The organism is Pseudomonas kielensis, assembly GCF_030505375.1.
In the GTDB taxonomy this organism is placed as follows: domain Bacteria; phylum Pseudomonadota; class Gammaproteobacteria; order Pseudomonadales; family Pseudomonadaceae; genus Aquipseudomonas; species Aquipseudomonas kielensis.
The window spans coordinates 2459137-2477191 of sequence record NZ_CP130043.1; the positions used below are offsets into that span (position 1 = coordinate 2459137).

Sequence of the window (18055 nt, forward strand, 5' to 3'; positions counted from 1 at the left end):
CCTGCAACTGTAGCGCCCTAGTTTGACGGCTTCAGCGCAGTGGCGACTTGATGCTCGTCAAATGAAACGCCAGCCTAACCCGTACCGGGGGCTTATGCATCCGCGGCAGGCGTGACCGTCGGGTTCTGTTGCTCAGCGCAAGGCGAGCACTGCCGCCCATTGCTCGGCAGTGACCGGCATCACCGACAGCCGGCTGCCTTTTTGCACCAGGGGCATTTCTGCCAATGCCGTTTGCTGCTTGAGGTAATCGAGCTTGAGGACCTTGGCGAAGGTTTCCACGTGCGCGACGTCGATCGCGCTCCAGGGGTTTTTTTCGGCGCTGGCCTTGGGGTCGTGGTAGTGGCTTTGCGGGTCGAGGGCCGTGGGGTCCGGGTAGGCGGCCTCGATGATCTGGCCGATTCCGGCAATGCCCGGCTCCGGGCAGCTGGAGTGATAGAAAAAGAACGCGTCACCCACCGCCATGGCCCGCAGGAAGTTACGCGCCTGATAGTTGCGAACCCCGTCCCAGCGGGCTTTCCCAAGCTTTTCCAGGCCCTTGATCGAGAGCTCGTCGGGCTCGGATTTCATCAGCCAATAGGCCATCTTTTTTGCTCCAGAAGAGGGGGGCGGAAAAGGGTTCCGGCAAATACATGACAAACCGACGGTCGGTTGACGCCAGCGTTTGCGTGTCGCCTCACGTTACCGCAAAATGCCGGACTTTTAAGCAAGACGCGGCAAGCACGGCCTGAAATGGACACCGCTGCTGACATCGTGTGTGGAATGCCTTGAGGGGGGCAATCGATGAAACGCAAACCGGATTTACTCTGGATTCTGGTCATAGTGTTCGGTTTGGGTGTGGTGACCACCGGCTACGCGCAGAGCCTGTGGGCGAATAAAACCGATGCTCCGATCGAGCTCGCGCAACAGATTCAACCCTTCAAGCGCTGATTTTCACGCAATAGGCGTCGCTGCCAGCGGATCCGCCACGTACCACTGGCGGTCCGTCACCGTTCCTTGCAACGGTACATCCCAGCTCGCCTGATCCAGTCTTTCGACTTTCTGACATTCATGGGCCAGGCCCAGCAACGTCGGCTTGCGCCAGCTCTGGCGCCGCGCCAGGTAAGCCAGGCTGCGGTCATAAAAGCCGCCGCCCATGCCCAGGCGTCCACCTTCCTGATCAAAGCCGACCAATGGCAGCAGCACCAGGTCCAGGGTCCAGATCTTGCGCTGGCGTGCCGGGTTGGCTCGTGGTTCGAGAATGCGGAAACGATTGGGCCGCAGCTTTTCGCCCGGGCGAATGCGCTGGAATACCATCTTGGTGCGTGGCCAGGCGCTGAGCACCGGCAGGTAGGTCGCCTTGCCCCGGCGCTGTGCCGCACGCAGCAGCAGGCGCGGATCGATTTCACCGTCGGTGGGCAGGTACAGGGAGAGGTGTCTGGCACGGCGGAACAGCGCGTGTTGCGCCAGTTGCCGATACAGCCCATGGGCGGCCTGGCGTTGCTGGCTGCCGGTCAGTGCGCGGCGGGCCTGGCGCAGCTTGCGTCGAAGTTGCGGGCGAGAAAGCGGCGCAGGTTCGGTCATCGTCATGGGCTGTTCGAGTGGCGAGGCACCAGCACGGTGCTCGCGTAATAAAGCCGATGCCAGCGTGGGCTGGCATCGGCTTGAATCAGGCTCCCCGGATGAACCGCTGCTGACTTAGCCCTTGAACCCGAAAGTTCAAGGTGGAAGATGCAGTAGGCTTTCAGGCTTTCCGTCTAGCGGACATGCACACCAGCCCAACGTGCAACCTCCAGGGTAGTGCGAATCGGCTCAGGGACATCGTCAACTGGCAAGCACCCCAGGGAGTGGCGCGAGTATACCGCAACCACCCCAAGGAATCAGCCTTTGCTGACATCCGGATCGGTGGCCAGCACCAGATCCACGCGATCGAGCAGGTCGCGCACCTGCTCGCGAGTCGAGCCGCTGGCCTGCACGTCCGGTCGCTCCTGGCTGTGCAGCAGGTCGTGGGTGATGTTCAAGGCGGCCATCACGGCAATGCGGTCGGCACCGATGACTTTTCCGCTGCTGCGGATTTCGCGCATCTTGCCATCCAGGTAACGGGCGGCGCTCACCAGGTTGCTGCGCTCTTCCTGGGGGCAGATGATCGAATACTCTTTGTCGAGGATCTGCACGGTTACGCTATTGCTTGAACTCATGAGTCTTGCTCCAGGGCCTTGAGGCGCGAAATCATCGATTCGACCTTACGCCGGGCGATGTCATTTTTTTCAATGAGGTGCGCGCGTTCCTCGCGCCAGGTCTTTTCCTGAGCTAATAAGAGTCCGTTTTGGCCCTTAAGTTGCTCGACCCGGGTAATTAGCAGTTCGAGTCTGGCCATCAGCGCTTGCAGGTCGGTGTCTTCCATAGCGTTCCACGGTTTTTTGTCTGATGGGCGGTAACGGGCGGACAGCCTTTAATAGTCTTGGCGAGTCTGTCGATGTAGGATACAAGGCCTTCATTCTAGACATAGCGCCGCTTGGCGCCTAGCTACCCATGACCAATCAGAATTCCCCGTATAACGCCTTTGCCACCCTGCTGAGCACCAGCGGCCATCCTTGCTCTCCTGCCGAGCTTCACGGCGTGCTGCTGGGCCGCAGTTGCACCGGTGTCGGCTTTGACGCCGACAACTGGCTGGCTGACGTCGCCGAGCTGCTGGAAACCGAGCCTGCCGAGAACGTACGCAACGCGCTGATCGGCCTGCAGGAAATGGTCAAGGGCGAGTTGACGGGTGACGAAGTCACCGTAGTCCTGCTGCTGCCCTCCGACGACGCACCGCTTACCGAACGCGCCGCGGCACTGGGCCAATGGTGCCAGGGCTTTCTCCACGGCTTCGGCGTCAACGCCTCCGGCCTGGACCTGAGCATCGATGCCCGGGAAGTGCTGCAGGACCTCGCGGCCATCTCCCAGGTGCAAGACGCCCTGGAAGAGTCCGAAGACGGTGAAAGCGACTACATGGAAGTGATGGAATACCTGCGCGTTGCGCCGCTCCTGCTGTTCGCCGAGACCAAAAAACCGGTTGAGCCGGCTGCACCCAAGCCGTCGCTGCACTAAGAAAGGATCCCCATCTGCCCATGATCCATATCCCGAAGTCGGAATACGCGCGCCGGCGCAAGGCGCTGATGGCGCAGATGGAACCCAACAGCATCGCAATCCTGCCGGCCGCCGCCGTGGCGATCCGCAACCGTGACGTTGAGCACGTGTATCGCCAGGACAGCGACTTCCAGTACCTCAGTGGTTTCCCCGAGCCGCAGGCAGTCATCGTGCTGATGCCTGGCCGCGAGCATGGCGAGTACCTGCTGTTTTGCCGTGAACGCAACGCCGAACGTGAGTTGTGGGATGGCCTGCGCGCCGGCCAGGAAGGCGCGATTCGCGACTTCGGGGCCGACGACGCCTTTCCGATCACCGACATCGACGACATCCTGCCGGGCCTGATCGAAGGCCGCGACCGGGTTTACTCGGCCATGGGCAGTAATCCGGAGTTCGACCGGCATTTGATGGACTGGATCAACGTGATCCGCTCCAAGGCGCACCTGGGTGCCCAGCCGCCGAACGAATTCGTTGCCCTGGATCATCTGCTGCATGACATGCGCCTGTATAAATCGGCGGCAGAAGTGAAGGTCATGCGCGAGGCCGCGCGGATTTCCGCCCAGGCCCATATTCGTGCGATGCAGGCCAGCCGTGCCGGGCTGCATGAATTCAGCCTGGAAGCGGAGCTGGATTACGAGTTCCGCAAGGGCGGGGCGAAAATGCCGGCCTACGGGTCGATCGTCGCGGCCGGGCGCAACAGCTGCATCCTGCATTACCAGCAGAACGACGCGTTGCTCAAGGACGGTGACCTGGTATTGATCGACGCCGGGTGTGAAATCGACTGCTATGCCAGCGACATCACCCGCACCTGGCCGGTCAACGGCACGTTCACTGCGGAGCAGAAGGCGATCTACGAACTGGTGCTGGCCGCCCAGGAAGCGGCCTTTGCCCAGATCGCACCGAACAAGCACTGGAACCAGGCCCACGAGGCGACGGTCCAGGTGATTACCGCCGGCCTGGTGCACTTGGGCCTGTTGCAGGGCGACGTTGACGAGTTGATCGCCAGCGAAGCCTACAAGGCGTTCTACATGCACCGCGCCGGCCATTGGCTGGGCATGGATGTGCATGACGTGGGTGAGTACAAGGTGGGCGGTGAATGGCGGGTGCTGGAAGTCGGCATGGCCTTGACCGTCGAGCCGGGCATCTACATTGCTCCGGACAATCTGCAGGTGGCGAAGAAATGGCGCGGCATTGGCGTGCGCATCGAGGATGACGTGGTGGTAACCAAGCAAGGCTGTGAAATCCTGACCCGTGGCGTACCCAAGACAGTCGCCGAAATCGAGGCCTTGATGGCCGCGGCACGAGCCCAGGCAGCATGAGCCGGGTCAACCTGGCGATCATCGGTGGCGGGCTGGTGGGCGCCAGCCTGGCGTTGGCCCTGCAGGCCGGGGCCAAGGCCCGTGGCTGGAAGATTGTGCTGATCGAACCCTTCGCCCCCGGCGACAGCTACCAGCCCAGCTACGACGCGCGTTCCTCGGCGTTGTCCTTCGGTGCCCGGCAGATTTACCAGCGCCTGGGCCTGTGGCAGGAGATCTCCCGGCGGGCCGAGCCGATCAAGCAGATTCACGTCTCCGACCGCGGACGCTTTTCCACCGCCCGCCTGTCCGCCATGGAAGAGGGCGTTCCGGCACTCGGTTACGTGGTGGAAAACGCCTGGCTCGGCCAATGCCTGTGGCAGGGCCTGGACAAGGACGTGATCACCTGGCGCTGCCCGGCCGAGGTCACGCGCATGGAACCCCTGGTGGACGGCTATCGCCTGACCCTTAACGATGAAACCAGCCTTGAGTGCGACCTCGCGGTGCTGGCCGACGGCGGCCGCTCGGGGTTGCGAGAGCAGTTGGGGATCGGCGTCAAGAAGCGTCCCTACCACCAGAGCGCGCTGATCGCCAACATCACGCCCAGCGAATCCCACAATGGCATGGCGTTCGAACGGTTCACCGATGACGGCCCGATGGCCCTGTTGCCGCTGCCGGAAAATCGCTGTGCACTGGTCTGGACCCGCCTGGGCATGGACGCGCAACGCCTGGCGCAGCTGGATGAACGCAGCTTCCTCAGTGAATTGCAGGGCGTGTTCGGCTATCGCCTGGGCACGCTCAAGCAAGTGGGGGCGCGGCACCTGTATCCGTTGTCGCTGATCGAGGCCGAGGAGCAGGTACGCCCGCACCTGGCGGTGCTCGGTAACGCCGCCCATAGCCTGCATCCGATTGCCGGGCAGGGCTTCAACCTGTCGCTGCGCGACGCCCAGGCCCTGGCCGAAGCCTTGCTTGCCAGTGACCAGCCGGCCGGCGACTTCGCCACCTTGCAGGCCTATCGCGAGCGCCAGCGCCTGGACCAGAGCCTCACCGTAGGTTTCTCCGACCAGGTCACCCGCTTGTTTGGCAGCACTCAGCCATTGGTATCCCTGGGCCGCAACCTCGGCTTGCTGGGGCTCGATCTGCTGCCGCCGGCCAAGCGCTGGTTCGCTCGCCAGGCCATGGGGCTGGGAACCCGGGCCGATGGTTAAGTGGTTGACCCGGCGGCTGGGCAAGGCGCGGTTGCTGCGTTGGTTCATGGGGTTCTACCCGCCGTACCTCGGCGCGGGCGTACGGGTACGCCATATCAGCGATGACTTTCGCCAGGTGCAGGTGTGCATGGGGTTGCACTGGTACAACCGCAATTACGTGGGCACCCAGTTTGGGGGCAGCCTGTACTCGATGGTCGACCCGTTTTTCATGTTGATGCTGATGGAGAACCTGGGGCGCAATTACATTGTCTGGGACAAGTCCGCCGACATCGATTTCATCTCGCCTGGCAAAGGCCCGGTGTTCGCCCGTTTCAGCATCGACCAGGGCTTGCTCGACGAGATCCGCGAGCAGACGGCCAATGGCGAGAAATACCTGCCGCAGATGCGGGTCGATATTCACGACGGCGCTGGCACCTTGGTCGCCCGGGTCGAAAAAACCCTTTACGTGCGGCTCAAGCCGCAAGCGAGACAGGCTTAAAGCATGGAAATGCGCGCAGATCTGCTGATTGTCGGGGCCGGAATGGTCGGCAGTGCCTTGGCGCTGGCCCTCCAGAACAGTGGCCTGGAAGTCCTGCTGCTCGATGGCAGCCCGATGAGTGTCAAACCCTTCGATGGGCAATCGGCCTTCGAGCCGCGCGTCAGTGCCTTGTCGGCCGCCAGCCAGCGCATCCTCGAGCGCCTGGGCGTGTGGGACGGTGTACAGCGCCGCCGCAGCAGCCCCTACTGCGACATGCAGGTGTGGGACGGCAGCGGCACTGGGCAGATTCATTTCTCCGCCGCCAGCGTGCACGCTGAGGTCCTGGGGCATATCGTCGAGAATCGGGTGGTGCAGGATGCGCTGCTCGATCGCCTGCACGATTGCGACCTGGGCCTGCTGGCCAATGCGCGTCTGGAACAGATGCGACGCTCCGGCGACGACTGGCTGCTGACCCTGGCCGACGGCCGGACCTTGCGCGCCCCCTTGGTGATCGCCGCCGATGGCGCCAACTCGGCCGTGCGGCGCTTGACCGGGGTGGCGACCCGGGAATGGGATTATCTGCACCACGCCATCGTCACCAGCGTGCGCAGTCTCCCGGCCACACCAGATGACGGCCTGGCAGCGTTTTACCGATCACGGCCCGTTGGCGTTCCTGCCCCTTGCGCGCGACGGCCAGCAGGATTGGTGCTCGATCGTCTGGTCGACCACTCCCAGCGAAGCCGAGCGCCTGATGGCGCTGGACGAGCAGGCTTTCTGTGCCGAGCTGGAACGCGCTTTCGAAGGGCGCCTGGGCCAGGTGCTCAGCGCCGACCCGCGTCTTTGTGTGCCTCTGCGCCAGCGCCACGCCAAGCGTTACGTCGCCGAAGGCCTGGCGCTGATCGGTGACGCCGCGCACACCATTCACCCGTTGGCCGGGCAGGGGGTGAACCTCGGTTTCCTCGATGCCGCGGTGCTGGCCGAAGTGCTGCTGCAAGCCGCGGCACGGGGCGAACGGTTGGCGGATGTGAAGGTGCTGAGCCGCTACGAACGCCGGCGCATGCCCCACAACCTGGCGTTGATGGCGGCGATGGAAGGCTTTGAGCGCTTGTTCCAGGCCGATCCGTTGCCCGTGCGCTGGTTGCGCAATACTGGTTTGAAGCTGGTCGACCAGATGCCCGAGGCCAAGGCGCTGTTCGTGCGTCAGGCGCTGGGCTTGAGCGGTGATCTGCCGGAGTTGGCCAAGCCTTGAAGCAAGGGGGTGGGGCTGGCGCCTTCGCGGCCATGCAACATCTGGTAACTCCTCCACTGAGGGATCGGTTGAGAAGGCAAATGTGACTCCTTATCATTTGTCTTCCTTTCTGATATCGAGAGACCGCTCCCATGTTGGCACCGAAGCGTCTACTGACCGCCATCGCCCTGACCCTGATTGGCACCACGGCGCAGGCCGCCGATGAAGTCGTGGTCTACTCCTCGCGTATCGATGAGCTGATCAAGCCGGTCTTCGATGCCTACACCGAGAAAACCGGTGTCAAAGTGAAGTTCATCACCGACAAGGAAGCGCCGCTGATGCAGCGCATCAAGGCCGAAGGTGAGAACGCCACCGCCGACCTGCTGTTGACCGTCGACGCCGGCAACCTCTGGCAGGCCGAGCAGATGGGTATCCTGCAGCCGTTCACCTCGAAGGTGATCGACACCAACATTCCCCTGCAATACCGCGCCGCGTCCCACGCCTGGACTGGCCTGAGCCTGCGCGCACGGACGCTGGCCTACTCCACCGAGCGGGTCAAGCCTGAGGAAATGACCACCTACGAAGCCCTGGCCGACAAGAAGTGGGAAGGCCGCCTGTGCCTGCGCACGGCGAAGAAGGTCTATAACCAGTCGTTGACCGCGACCCTGATCGAAACCCACGGCGCTGCCAAGACCGAGGAAATCATCAAGGGCTGGGTCAACAACCTCGCCACCGATGTGTTCTCCGATGACACCGCCGTGCTTGAAGCCATCGCCGCCGGCCAGTGCGATGTCGGCATCGTCAACACCTACTACTATGGCCGCCTGCACAAGCAGAAGCCGGAACTGCCGGTCAAACTGTTCTGGCCGAACCAGGCCGACCGTGGCGTGCACGTCAACCTGTCGGGCATTGGCCTGACCAAACATGCACCGCACCCGGAAGCCGCCAAGGCCCTGGTGGAGTGGATGACCACCGCCGAAGCCCAGAAGATCTTCGCCGACGTCAACCAGGAGTTCCCAGCCAACCCGAGCGTCAAGCCGTCGGCTGAAGTCGAGGCCTGGGGCAAGTTCATCCCGGACACCCTGCCAGTCGAAGTGGCTGGCCTGCGTCAGGCCGAAGCCATTCGCCTGATGGACCGCGCTGGCTGGAACTGAGTCAAGAGGGCCAACACTCGGCCAATTGTGAGCGTTGGCCCCTTGTGGGAGCGAGCTTGCTCGCGATGGCGGTGTCCTAGTCAACATCGATGTTGAATGGCACACAGTCATCGCGAGCATACGGAGCGCCGCCCGGCTCTCTCCTACAGGTTTTGTGTCGGACCTAGGGGGCAATCTCCTCTGCGCAAAACAAAGCTGTTAGCCTTCGCACCCCCGGCCCCGCCTTTTTCGAGACCTCCCTTGGCCCATCCCGCACAACGCCGCTGGTACCCGCTGGTTTTCACTGTCGCCGCCCTGGTATTGCTGCCACTGAGTGTTCTGTTGCTGTCGTGGCAGAGCGTCGACCTGCAGATCTGGTCGCACCTGTGGGACACCCAGATGCCGCGCCTGCTGGGCAACACCCTGACCCTGATCCTGGGGGTCGGTGTTGGCGTCACGTTGCTGGGCGTGAGCCTGGCCTGGCTCACCAGCCTTTGCGAGTTCCCCGGTCGGCGCTGGCTGGACTGGGCGTTGATGCTGCCCTTTGCCATTCCGGCCTACGTCCTGGCCTTCGTGTTTGTCGGCCTGCTGGACTTCTCCGGCCCGGTGCAGACCCTGCTGCGTGAATGGTTCGGCAGTGGCCTGCGCCTGCCGCGGGTGCGCTCCACCGGCGGGGTGATCCTGGTGCTGGTGCTGGTGTTCTATCCCTACGTCTACCTGCTGGCCCGCACGGCGTTCCTGGCCCAGGGCAAGGGCTTGATGGAAGCAGCGCGGGTGCTCGGCCAATCCCCCTGGCAAGCCTTCTGGCGAGTGGCCCTGCCCATGGCGCGGCCGGCGATCGGTGCCGGTGTCGCCCTGGCGTTGATGGAGACCCTGGCGGACTTCGGCGCGGTCTCGGTGTTCAACTTCGACACCTTCACCACCGCGATCTACAAGACCTGGTACGGCTTCTTCAGCCTGTCCAGCGCGGCCCAACTGGCCAGCCTGTTGCTGCTGGTGGTGATGCTCCTGTTGTACGGCGATCGCCGTGCGCGGGGCGCCAGTCGGGCGAGCAACGAGCGGCCACGGGGCAAGGCGCTCTATCACCTGCACGGCGTCAAGGCGCTGGCGGCCAGCAGTTGGTGTGTGCTGGTGTTCGCCTGTGCGTTTGTCATTCCCTTGCTGCAACTGCTGGCGTGGTTCTGGCAGCGCGGGCGCTTCGATCTGGATGAGCGCTATGCCGGGCTGATCCTGCACACCCTGTACCTGGGCGCCATGGCCGCGCTGATCACCGTCAGCGTCGCGCTGCTGCTGGCGTTCGCCCGCCGCCTGGCGCCGACCCGGGCGATCCGCTCCGGGATCAGCGTGGCCAATATCGGCTATGCCTTGCCCGGTTCGGTGCTGGCGGTGTCCATCATGCTGGCGTTCAGTTACCTGGATCGCGAACTGGTGGTGCCCCTGTCGAGCTGGCTGGGTGGCGCCGGCAAACCGCTGTTGCTGGGCAGCCTGTCAGCCTTGCTGCTGGCGTACCTGGTGCGGTTCATCGCGGTGGCCTACGGGCCTCTGGAAAACAGCCTGGCGCGGATTCGCCCCTCGTTGCCGGAAGCCGCCCGCAGTCTGGGGGTCAGTGGGCCACGACTGTTTTTCAAAGTGTATCTGCCGCTGCTGCTGCCCGGCACCCTGAGTGCGGCGCTGCTGGTGTTCGTCGATGTGCTCAAGGAAATGCCGGCGACTTTGCTGATGCGCCCGTTTGGCTGGGACACGCTGGCCGTGCGGATCTTCGAAATGACCAGTGAAGGCGAATGGGCACGGGCCTCGCTGCCCGCCTTGACCCTGATTCTGGTGGGCCTGTTACCGGTGATTGGTTTGATCCGGCGCTCGGCTCAGCGAATCGGTTAGGTGCCAGTCCTACATCATGCGGCTACAATGCGCGGCATTCGGTGTGGATCGTCCTTCAGACCAGGCTCCTGAAATTGACTGAAAGCCTTCTATTTCAAGGCTTTCAACCAGAAAGCGCCTGTCCGCACCTTCGCCACGCCCGGAAGGAGAAACCCATGGGACAGCGTACGCCTCTGTATGACCTTCATCTCGCCCTCGGCGCGAAGATGGTCGATTTTGGCGGTTGGGATATGCCACTGCATTACGGCTCACAGGTCGAGGAACACCACCAGGTGCGCCGCGACTGTGGGGTTTTTGATGTGTCCCATATGACCGTGATCGATGTCAGCGGCCCCCAGGCCAAGGCCTGGCTCCAGTACTTACTGGCCAATGATGTCGAGCGCCTGCACAACTGCGGCCGTGCCCTGTACAGCACCATGCTCAACGAGCGGGGCGGGGTGGTCGACGACATGATCGTCTATCGCCTGGAAGACTGTTACCGCCTGGTGGTGAACGCCGCCACCCGGGACCAGGACCTGGCCTGGATGCAGGCGCAAGTCGGCGACTACCAAGTGCAACTGCATGAGCGCAGCGAACTGGCGATGCTGGCCATCCAGGGCCCGCACGCCCGGCAGAAGATTGCCGAACTGGTAACGCAGGCGCGCGGAGCCCTGATCCAGCAACTCAAGCCCTTCGAAGGCCAATACGACGGTGACTGGTTCATCGCCCGTACCGGCTACACCGGTGAAGACGGCCTGGAGATTGCCATGCCCGCCAGTCAGGCGCCTGGCTTCTTCAACGATCTGGTGGGGGCCGGCATTTCCCCCATCGGCCTTGGCGCGCGCGACACCCTGCGCCTTGAGGCGGGCATGAACCTCTATGGCCAGGACATCCACCAGGATGTTTCGCCGCTGGCCTCGAACATGGCCTGGAGCATCGCCTGGGCACCGGCCACTCGTCAGTTCATCGGCCGGGCCGCGTTGGAGGCCGAGCTTGCCGCTGGCGTACAGCACAAACTGGTCGGCCTGGTACTTGAAGAACGTGGGGTTTTACGGGCGCACCAGGTGGTTCGTATCGCCGATGTTGGCGAAGGAGAGATCACCAGTGGTAGTTTCTCTCCTACGCTTAGCAAATCGATCGCCCTGGCGCGGGTACCGATGGCTACCGCCGACCGCGCCGAAGTGGAAATCCGTGGCAAGTGGTACCCGGTCCGGGTGGTAAAACCGACCTTCGTGCGTCATGGCAAAACCTTGATCTAACTATTTCCGGCGGGCCAATACCGCTGACATTTCTTCTTGAGGACACAGAACATGAGCGATATCCCTGCCGACCTGCGTTTTGCCGAAAGTCACGAGTGGGCCCGTCTGGAAGCCGATGGCAGCGTGACCGTGGGCATCAGTGATCATGCTCAGGAAGCCTTGGGTGATGTGGTATTCGTTGAGCTGACCGAAGTCGGCAATGTGTTCGGCGCTGGCGATCAGGCGGGCGTGGTGGAGTCGGTCAAGGCTGCCTCGGACATCTACTCCCCGGTTGCCGGCGAAGTGATCGCGATCAACGAAGAGCTGAGCGCCAGCCCCGAGCTGCTCAACTCCGACCCGTACGGTGCTTGGATCTTCAAGCTCAAGCCAAGCAACAGCGCCGACCTCGACACGCTGCTCGACGCGGCGGGCTACAAGGCGGCAATCGGCGAATAATCGCGCTCGCCTGTGGGGGGGCATGCACCCAATACCACTGTAGGAGCGGGCACCCGCTCCTACAGTGGGTCATTTTTGTAGAACTGCTTTTACCGCCGCAACCACCCGCTCGACATCGTCGGTGCTCATGCTCGAGAACATCGGCAGCGACACGATCAGCCGGCCAACGCGCTCGGCCACCGGGAACATCCCCTCCTTGAAACCGCGCTCGCGGTACAGACTCAGCAGGTGAATCGGCGGGTAGTGATAGCCGACGCCAACCCCCAGTGCCTGCATCTTTTCCATGAACGTGGCCCGTGCCGGCTTGCCGTCCGCGCGTTCGGGCAGCACCAGTTGGAACAGGTGCCAGTTGCTCTGGGTGAAATCGGCCGGCGGTAGCTGTGCACCGTATCGGGCCTCGAAGTCACGGCCAAAACATTCGAAGTAATGTTGGGCCAGCAGACGGCGATGGGCGGTGATCGCCTCGATCCCGGCAAACTGGCCCAGGCCGATGGCGGCGGCGATGTCGGTCATGTTGAACTTGCCACCCAGCACGTCCACGTCCAGGCCATCAAAACCGCTGCGGGTCACGCCCTGCAGGCGGTACTTCTCGGCCAGCCGCGCCTCTTGCGCGTTGTTCAGCACCAGGCAGCCGCCCTCCGAGCAGGTGACGTTCTTGTTTGCCTGGAAACTGAACGACACGAAGTCCCCCGTCGCCCCGATGCGCTGCCCCTTCCAGCTGGAGCCCAGTGCCTGGGCGGCATCCTCGACGATGCGCAGGCCATGTTTGCGCGCGATACCGTACAGGCGGTCCATGTCCAGCGGCAGGCCGGCCAGGTACACCGGGATAATTGCCTTGGTGCGTGGGGTGATGGCGGCTTCGAGCCGGTCCAGGTCGATGTTGCGGGTGATCGGGTCGATGTCGGCGAACACCGGGGTGGCGCCGACCTCGAGAATCACGTTGGCCGTGGCCACCCATGAGATGGGTGTGGTGATCACTTCATCACCGGCGCCGATTCCAGCGATGCGTAAGGCGATCTCCATGGTGCAGGTGCCCGAGTTGAACGTCCGTACCGGCCGTCCGCCGAAATACTCGGACAACTGGGCTTCGAAGGCCTGGACCTTGGGCCCGCTGGTGATCCAGCCGGAGCGCAGGACATCGCCGACGGCGGCAATGGTGGCTTCATCGATGACGGGTTTGGAAAACGGCAGAAAAGGCTGTTGGCTCATGGCGATCTGGTGACCCGAGTGGCGGACGTGGGTGATGCGCTGCACAGAATGGCTCCGATTGGCCGAAGACACCATACCGTGCGCACAGGGCAGCTATGCTGCCAGAACCGAGTTGAACAGACGCTGAGCGCCATTCAAGAGAGAGCCCGTCATGTCCCAGTTGCCCAGCTTGAGCCAGTTACGCGATCCCAATGCTTTCCTGCGCCGCCACCTGGGGCCGGACGCCGCCGAACAGCAGGCCATGCTCGACAGCCTCGGGCTTGGCAGCCGGGTCGAGTTGATCGAGCAGACAGTACCGCCGGGCATTCGCCTGAATCGGCCGCTGGACCTGCCGCCGGCCCTGGACGAGCAGGGCGCCCTGGCCAAACTGCGCGGTTATGCCGAACAGAATGAGGTCTGGACCAGCCTGATCGGCATGGGCTACCACGGCACCCTGACGCCCGCCGTAATCCTGCGCAATGTGCTGGAAAACCCCGGTTGGTATACCGCCTATACCCCGTACCAGCCGGAAATCGCCCAGGGCCGGCTCGAGGCCCTGCTCAACTTCCAGCAATTGACCATCGACCTGACAGGCCTGGAGCTGGCCAACGCTTCGCTGCTCGATGAAGCCACGGCGGCGGCGGAAGCCATGGCCCTGGCCAAGCGTGTGGCCAAGTCGAAAAGCAATCTGTTCTTCGTCGACGAAAACTGCCATCCGCAGACTATTTCCGTGGTGCAGACCCGGGCCCAGGGGTTTGGCTTCGAGCTGATTGTCGACGCTGTGGATAACTTGTCCCAACACCAGGTGTTTGGCGCGCTGCTGCAGTACCCCGACACCCACGGCGAGATTCGTGACCTGCGGCCCCTGATCGACCACCTGCACGCCCAACAGGCCCTGGCCTGCGTGGCTGCCGACCTGCTGAGCCTGTTGTTGCTGACCCCGCCCGGTGAAATGGGCGCCGACGTGGTGTTCGGTTCGTCCCAGCGCTTTGGCGTACCCATGGGCTATGGCGGCCCGCATGCGGCGTTTTTCGCCAGCCGTGACGAATACAAACGGGCGATTCCCGGGCGCATCATCGGTGTCTCGAAAGACGCCCGGGGCAATGTTGCCCTGCGCATGGCCCTGCAAACCCGCGAACAACATATCCGCCGCGAGAAGGCCAACTCGAACATCTGCACCGCCCAGGTGTTGCTGGCCAACATTGCCAGTTTCTATGCGGTCTACCACGGCCCGCAGGGCCTCAAGCGCATTGCGCAACGGGTACACCGCCTGACGTGCATCCTCGCCGCCGGCCTTGAGCGCAATGGCATTACCCGGCTCAACCAGCAGTTTTTCGACACCCTGACCCTGGAAGTCGGCGGCAGCCAGACGGCAATCATCGAGTCGGCCAAGGCCGCGCAGATCAACCTGCGGATCCTCGGCCGCGGCCAGGTCGGCCTGAGCCTGGACGAAAGCTGCGACGAAAGCACGGTGGCCAAACTGTTCGACGTGTTCCTCGGTGCCGACCATGGGCTGCAGGTGGCCGAACTGGATGCACAGGCCCTGGCCTCGGGCATCCCGGCAGGGTTGTTGCGCACCAGCGGTTACTTGCGCCATCCGGTGTTCAACGCGCACCACAGCGAAACCGAAATGCTGCGCTACCTCAAGCAACTGGAGAACAAGGACCTGGCGCTCAACCAGTCGATGATCCCGCTGGGCTCCTGCACCATGAAACTCAACGCCACCAGTGAGATGATCCCGATCACCTGGCCAGGTTTCGCCAACCTGCACCCCTTTGCCCCGAAAGAGCAGGCGGTGGGCTACGGGTTGATGATCAGCGAGCTGGAGCGCTGGTTGTGCGCGATCACCGGTTTCGACGCGATCTGCATGCAACCCAACTCCGGCGCCCAGGGCGAATATGCCGGGTTGTTGGCGATCCGCAAGTATCACGAAAGCCGTCAGCAGGGCGCGCGCGATATCTGCCTGATCCCGGCATCGGCCCATGGCACCAACCCGGCGTCAGCGCAGATGGCCGGGATGCAGGTGGTGATTGTCGAGTGTGACGCCGCCGGCAACGTCGACCTGGAAGACTTGAAGAACAAAGCCTCAGCGGCCGCCGACAAGCTGGCCTGCCTGATGGCCACCTACCCCTCGACCCATGGGGTGTACGAGGAGGGCATCAGCGCGATCTGCGAAGTTATCCACAGCCACGGCGGCCAGGTGTACATGGATGGCGCCAACCTCAACGCCCAGGTCGGGCTGGCGCGGCCGGCCGATATCGGTGCCGATGTGTCCCACATGAATCTGCACAAGACCTTTTGCATTCCCCACGGCGGAGGCGGGCCGGGGATGGGGCCGATTGGCGTGCGCGCGCACCTGGCGCCGTTCGTGGCCAATCATCCGGTGGTGCCGCTGGATGGGCCGGACCCCAAGAACACAGCGGTCAGCGCCGCGCCCTGGGGCAGTGCGAGCATCCTGCCGATCAGTTGGATGTACATCGCGATGATGGGCCCGCAACTGGCCGATGCCAGCGAGGTGGCGATCCTGTCGGCCAATTACCTGGCCGAACACCTGTCTGGTGCCTTCCCGGTGCTGTTCAGTGGGCGTAACGGGCGGGTGGCCCACGAGTGCATCCTCGATCTACGACCGCTCAAGGCCCAGACCGGGATCAGCGAAGAGGATGTGGCCAAGCGCCTCATGGACTACGGCTTCCACGCGCCGACCATGTCGTTCCCGGTGGCGGGGACCTTGATGGTCGAGCCCACCGAAAGCGAGTCCAAGGCCGAGCTGGACCGTTTTATCGGCGCGATGTTGAGTATCCGTGCGGAAATAACCGAAGTGCAGAACGGCAACTGGCCGGCCGACGACAACCCGCTGAAGCGCTCGCCCCATACCCTGGCGGACATTACCGGGGTCTGGGAGCGGCCCTACAGCATCGAGCAGGCGGTGACCCCGGATGCTCACACCCGGGCGCACAAGTACTGGCCGACGGTGAATCGGGTCGACAACGTCTATGGCGACCGCAATCTGTTCTGTGCCTGTGTGCCGCTGGATGAGTATCGATAACGGCTGATTCCCAGGCAAAAAAATGCCGCTCGTAGGAGCGGCATTTGGGTCTCGGCAATCCGTTACTGTTGCGCGAGGGTGTTGCTGGCCAGGATCGCGTTGGCCAATTCCATGTCGGTGGCCTGCAGACCTGGGTTTTCGGCACGGACTTTTTGCAGCGCCGACTCGAGGAACGGGCCACGAATGTTGCCGTCACTGGCCACGAAGCTCCCGGCGTCGTCCTGGGCGGCAAGCACCATCTTGTGGTCCTTGGAGGTCAGGTAGGTGGAGGCGGTGGTCGCCCCCGAGGAGATGACATTGCGCCAGAAAGTATCGGCCATAGCGGACCCGGCAGACAGGGAGAGCAGGGCAAGGGTAGCGGCGGCCAGTTTGACACGCATGTAAGGTGACTCCAGTGGGTTCAGATTGACTGGCGGGTTGGATCGGAAAACTGCCCCTGAGTTCCGTGACCGCTAATCAACCGGTTCAACCAGGATCACCACCCCTTCCAGGCCCACCACCCGCACTTTGGCCCCTTGCGGGGTATCCGGCCCCCTGGCCATCCAGACACCGTCAGCGACCTTGACCTTGCCGCGGCCGTCGACAATCGCCTGGTGCACCACAAAGACCTTGCCGATCAGCTCCTGGCCACGCAGGTTGAGGTTGGGCTGGTCGCTGGCCCGTACCGCGCTGCGCTGGCGATACCACCAGTACAGCGCGGTGAGGATCGACAGCATGCCGAACAACAGCAGTTGCAGCTCCCATGACAGGCCGGGCAGGACGAAAGTCAGTACCCCGACGGCGGCGGCCGCCAGGCCGATCCACAGCAGGTAACCCCCGGCGCCGAACACTTCCAGGATCAGCAGCACGGTGCCCAGTGCCAGCCAATCCCAGAACGACAGGTGTTGCAGGAATGCCCACATAGCTGGCGCCTCAGGCTTTCTTGGAATCGAATGTGGCCTTGACGATCTCGCCGATACCGCCGACTGCGCCGATCACCTGGCTGGCTTCCAGAGGCATCAGGATCACTTTGCTGTTGTTGGCCGAAGCCAGTTTGCCCAGGGCGTCGATGTATTTTTGCGCGACGAAGTAGTTCACCGCCTGCACGTTGCCATTGGCGATCGCCTCGGACACCACCTTGGTGGCCTGGGCTTCTGCTTCGGCTTGCCGCTCGCGCGCCTCGGATTCGAGGAATGCCGCCTGCCGGCTGCCTTCGGCTTCGAGGATCTGCGCCTGCTTCTTGCCCTCGGCGGTGAGAATCGCCGAGGCCCGCAGGCCTTCGGCCTCGAGGATCTGCGCACGCTTGATCCGCTCGGCTTTCATCTGCCCGGACATGGCCGCCATCAGGTCGGCGGGTGGGCTGATGTCCTTGATCTCGATCCGGGTGATCTTGATGCCCCAGGGGGCGGTGGCTTCGTCCACCGTGCGCAGCAGTTTTTCGTTGATCCCATCACGCTGGCTGAGCATGGCGTCCAGTTCCATCGAGCCGAGCACGGTGCGGATGTTGGTTTGCAGCAGGTTGCGGATAGCGTGTTCGAGGTTGTTCACCTCGTAGGCCGCCTGTGCGGTGTTGACCACCTGGAAGAAGCACACGGCGTCGATCTGCACCGTGGCGTTGTCGGCGGTGATGACTTCCTGCGGCGGAATATCCAGCACGCTTTCCATCACGTTGATCTTGCGGCCGATGCGGTCCATCACTGGAATGATGATGTTCAGGCCGGGCTTGAGGGTGTTGGTGTAGCGGCCAAAACGCTCCACGGTCCACTGGTAGCCCTGGGGCACCACCTTGAAGCCCATGAACAGAATGGCGACCACCAGGCCGAGGAAAAGTAAAAGTACGCTACCGGTTTGCATGAAAAGTCCCTATT

18 protein-coding genes, 1 other RNA gene and 1 pseudogene are annotated in these 18055 nt (G+C 63.1%); 11 read left to right on the forward strand and 9 right to left on the reverse strand.

Features of this window, described 5'->3' with window-relative positions; translation table 11 throughout:
* Positions 1-132 precede the first annotated feature (132 nt).
* Positions 133-582, reverse strand: coding sequence for an EVE domain-containing protein (locus tag Q1W70_RS11370; protein ID WP_166589213.1), 450 nt, complete (start codon positions 580-582; stop codon positions 133-135).
* Positions 583-780: 198 nt separating this feature from the next.
* On the opposite strand from Q1W70_RS11370, the gene Q1W70_RS11375 reads away from it, so the two are divergent.
* Entirely contained in the window at positions 781-927 is a 147-nt protein-coding gene (locus tag Q1W70_RS11375; protein WP_166589212.1) for a hypothetical protein, read from the forward strand.
* Between the two features lie 3 nt (positions 928-930).
* Here Q1W70_RS11375 and Q1W70_RS11380 read toward each other — a convergent pair whose 3' ends face one another.
* From Q1W70_RS11380 to Q1W70_RS11395, 4 genes are all read right to left on the reverse strand, one after another.
* A complete protein-coding gene (locus Q1W70_RS11380; RefSeq protein WP_166589337.1) occupies positions 931-1560 on the reverse strand; it encodes a 5-formyltetrahydrofolate cyclo-ligase in 630 nt (209 codons plus the stop codon).
* Between the two features lie 87 nt (positions 1561-1647).
* Positions 1648-1826, reverse strand: a non-coding RNA gene (ssrS, locus tag Q1W70_RS11385) — 6S RNA.
* 30 nt (positions 1827-1856) lie between these two features.
* Positions 1857-2174: a cell division protein ZapA gene (locus Q1W70_RS11390; RefSeq protein WP_095164733.1), complete on the reverse strand. Its 318-nt coding sequence runs from the start codon at positions 2172-2174 to the stop codon at positions 1857-1859.
* Positions 2171-2380, reverse strand: a complete 210-nt coding sequence (locus Q1W70_RS11395) for a TIGR02449 family protein (RefSeq protein ID WP_166589211.1) — start codon at positions 2378-2380, stop codon at positions 2171-2173. The genes Q1W70_RS11390 and Q1W70_RS11395 overlap by 4 nt, the downstream gene beginning before the upstream one ends.
* 128 nt (positions 2381-2508) lie before the next feature.
* On the opposite strand from Q1W70_RS11395, the gene Q1W70_RS11400 reads away from it, so the two are divergent.
* From Q1W70_RS11400 to gcvH, 9 genes and pseudogenes are all read left to right on the forward strand, one after another.
* The gene (locus Q1W70_RS11400) at positions 2509-3066 is read left to right on the forward strand and encodes a YecA/YgfB family protein (RefSeq protein WP_166589210.1); all 558 of its coding nucleotides are present in this window, start codon (positions 2509-2511) and stop codon (positions 3064-3066) included.
* A gap of 20 nt (positions 3067-3086) precedes the next feature.
* Positions 3087-4421 carry a Xaa-Pro aminopeptidase gene (pepP, locus tag Q1W70_RS11405; protein WP_166589209.1) on the forward strand — a complete coding sequence of 445 codons (1335 nt, stop codon included), beginning with the start codon at positions 3087-3089 and terminating at the stop codon, positions 4419-4421.
* The gene (gene ubiH / locus Q1W70_RS11410) at positions 4418-5605 is read left to right on the forward strand and encodes a 2-octaprenyl-6-methoxyphenyl hydroxylase (RefSeq protein WP_182342810.1); all 1188 of its coding nucleotides are present in this window, start codon (positions 4418-4420) and stop codon (positions 5603-5605) included. Before pepP ends, ubiH begins: the two co-directional genes overlap by 4 nt.
* Complete coding sequence (locus Q1W70_RS11415; protein ID WP_166589207.1) at positions 5598-6083, forward strand: DUF4442 domain-containing protein; 486 nt, start codon at positions 5598-5600, stop codon at positions 6081-6083. Before ubiH ends, Q1W70_RS11415 begins: the two co-directional genes overlap by 8 nt.
* Before the next feature lie 9 nt (positions 6084-6092).
* Positions 6093-7311 (forward strand): annotated as a pseudogene (locus Q1W70_RS11420) (2-octaprenyl-3-methyl-6-methoxy-1,4-benzoquinol hydroxylase).
* Positions 7312-7442: 131 nt separating this feature from the next.
* Positions 7443-8444 carry an extracellular solute-binding protein gene (locus Q1W70_RS11425; RefSeq protein WP_166589206.1) on the forward strand — a complete coding sequence of 334 codons (1002 nt, stop codon included), beginning with the start codon at positions 7443-7445 and terminating at the stop codon, positions 8442-8444.
* Positions 8445-8684: 240 nt separating this feature from the next.
* Complete coding sequence (locus Q1W70_RS11430; RefSeq protein WP_302098830.1) at positions 8685-10301, forward strand: ABC transporter permease; 1617 nt, start codon at positions 8685-8687, stop codon at positions 10299-10301.
* A 155-nt stretch (positions 10302-10456) separates the two neighbouring features.
* Positions 10457-11539, forward strand: coding sequence for a glycine cleavage system aminomethyltransferase GcvT (gene gcvT / locus Q1W70_RS11435; protein ID WP_159998509.1), 1083 nt, complete (start codon positions 10457-10459; stop codon positions 11537-11539).
* Positions 11540-11590: 51 nt separating this feature from the next.
* Positions 11591-11974, forward strand: a complete 384-nt coding sequence (gene gcvH, locus Q1W70_RS11440) for a glycine cleavage system protein GcvH (RefSeq protein ID WP_182342808.1) — start codon at positions 11591-11593, stop codon at positions 11972-11974.
* A 69-nt stretch (positions 11975-12043) separates the two neighbouring features.
* Here the strand turns inward: gcvH and Q1W70_RS11445 are convergent, their stop codons facing one another.
* The gene (locus Q1W70_RS11445; protein WP_302098889.1) at positions 12044-13183 is read right to left on the reverse strand and encodes a DegT/DnrJ/EryC1/StrS family aminotransferase; all 1140 of its coding nucleotides are present in this window, start codon (positions 13181-13183) and stop codon (positions 12044-12046) included.
* Positions 13184-13334: 151 nt separating this feature from the next.
* Between Q1W70_RS11445 and gcvP the strand changes: the two genes are divergently transcribed.
* Positions 13335-16208 (forward strand): aminomethyl-transferring glycine dehydrogenase, encoded by a 2874-nt coding sequence (gcvP, locus tag Q1W70_RS11450; RefSeq protein ID WP_182342807.1) that lies wholly within the window; start codon positions 13335-13337, stop codon positions 16206-16208.
* A 62-nt stretch (positions 16209-16270) separates the two neighbouring features.
* On the opposite strand, the gene Q1W70_RS11455 is transcribed toward gcvP, so the two are convergent.
* The 3 genes from Q1W70_RS11455 to Q1W70_RS11465 form a co-directional block, all read right to left on the reverse strand.
* A complete protein-coding gene (locus Q1W70_RS11455; protein ID WP_166589202.1) occupies positions 16271-16588 on the reverse strand; it encodes a DUF2388 domain-containing protein in 318 nt (105 codons plus the stop codon).
* Positions 16589-16660: 72 nt separating this feature from the next.
* Positions 16661-17110 carry an NfeD family protein gene (locus Q1W70_RS11460; RefSeq protein ID WP_166589201.1) on the reverse strand — a complete coding sequence of 150 codons (450 nt, stop codon included), beginning with the start codon at positions 17108-17110 and terminating at the stop codon, positions 16661-16663.
* Between the two features lie 10 nt (positions 17111-17120).
* Complete coding sequence (locus Q1W70_RS11465) at positions 17121-18041, reverse strand: SPFH domain-containing protein (RefSeq protein ID WP_159998499.1); 921 nt, start codon at positions 18039-18041, stop codon at positions 17121-17123.
* Positions 18042-18055 lie beyond the last annotated feature (14 nt).

Bases quoted from the DNA above. Each gene is read 5' to 3' on its own strand.
- Q1W70_RS11370 (WP_166589213.1), bottom strand. From the start codon at position 582: ATGGCCTATTGGCTGATGAAATCCGAGCCCGACGAGCTCTCGATCAAG.
- Q1W70_RS11375 (WP_166589212.1), top strand. From the start codon at position 781: ATGAAACGCAAACCGGATTTACTCTGGATTCTGGTCATAGTGTTCGGT.
- Q1W70_RS11380 (WP_166589337.1), bottom strand. From the start codon at position 1,560: ATGACCGAACCTGCGCCGCTTTCTCGCCCGCAACTTCGACGCAAGCTG.
- Q1W70_RS11390 (WP_095164733.1), bottom strand. From the start codon at position 2,174: ATGAGTTCAAGCAATAGCGTAACCGTGCAGATCCTCGACAAAGAGTAT.
- Q1W70_RS11395 (WP_166589211.1), bottom strand. From the start codon at position 2,380: ATGGAAGACACCGACCTGCAAGCGCTGATGGCCAGACTCGAACTGCTA.
- Q1W70_RS11400 (WP_166589210.1), top strand. From the start codon at position 2,509: ATGACCAATCAGAATTCCCCGTATAACGCCTTTGCCACCCTGCTGAGC.
- pepP (WP_166589209.1), top strand. From the start codon at position 3,087: ATGATCCATATCCCGAAGTCGGAATACGCGCGCCGGCGCAAGGCGCTG.
- ubiH (WP_182342810.1), top strand. From the start codon at position 4,418: ATGAGCCGGGTCAACCTGGCGATCATCGGTGGCGGGCTGGTGGGCGCC.
- Q1W70_RS11415 (WP_166589207.1), top strand. From the start codon at position 5,598: ATGGTTAAGTGGTTGACCCGGCGGCTGGGCAAGGCGCGGTTGCTGCGT.
- Q1W70_RS11425 (WP_166589206.1), top strand. From the start codon at position 7,443: ATGTTGGCACCGAAGCGTCTACTGACCGCCATCGCCCTGACCCTGATT.
- gcvT (WP_159998509.1), top strand. From the start codon at position 10,457: ATGGGACAGCGTACGCCTCTGTATGACCTTCATCTCGCCCTCGGCGCG.
- gcvH (WP_182342808.1), top strand. From the start codon at position 11,591: ATGAGCGATATCCCTGCCGACCTGCGTTTTGCCGAAAGTCACGAGTGG.
- Q1W70_RS11445 (WP_302098889.1), bottom strand. From the start codon at position 13,183: ATGAGCCAACAGCCTTTTCTGCCGTTTTCCAAACCCGTCATCGATGAA.
- gcvP (WP_182342807.1), top strand. From the start codon at position 13,335: ATGTCCCAGTTGCCCAGCTTGAGCCAGTTACGCGATCCCAATGCTTTC.
- Q1W70_RS11455 (WP_166589202.1), bottom strand. From the start codon at position 16,588: ATGCGTGTCAAACTGGCCGCCGCTACCCTTGCCCTGCTCTCCCTGTCT.
- Q1W70_RS11460 (WP_166589201.1), bottom strand. From the start codon at position 17,110: ATGTGGGCATTCCTGCAACACCTGTCGTTCTGGGATTGGCTGGCACTG.
- Q1W70_RS11465 (WP_159998499.1), bottom strand. From the start codon at position 18,041: ATGCAAACCGGTAGCGTACTTTTACTTTTCCTCGGCCTGGTGGTCGCC.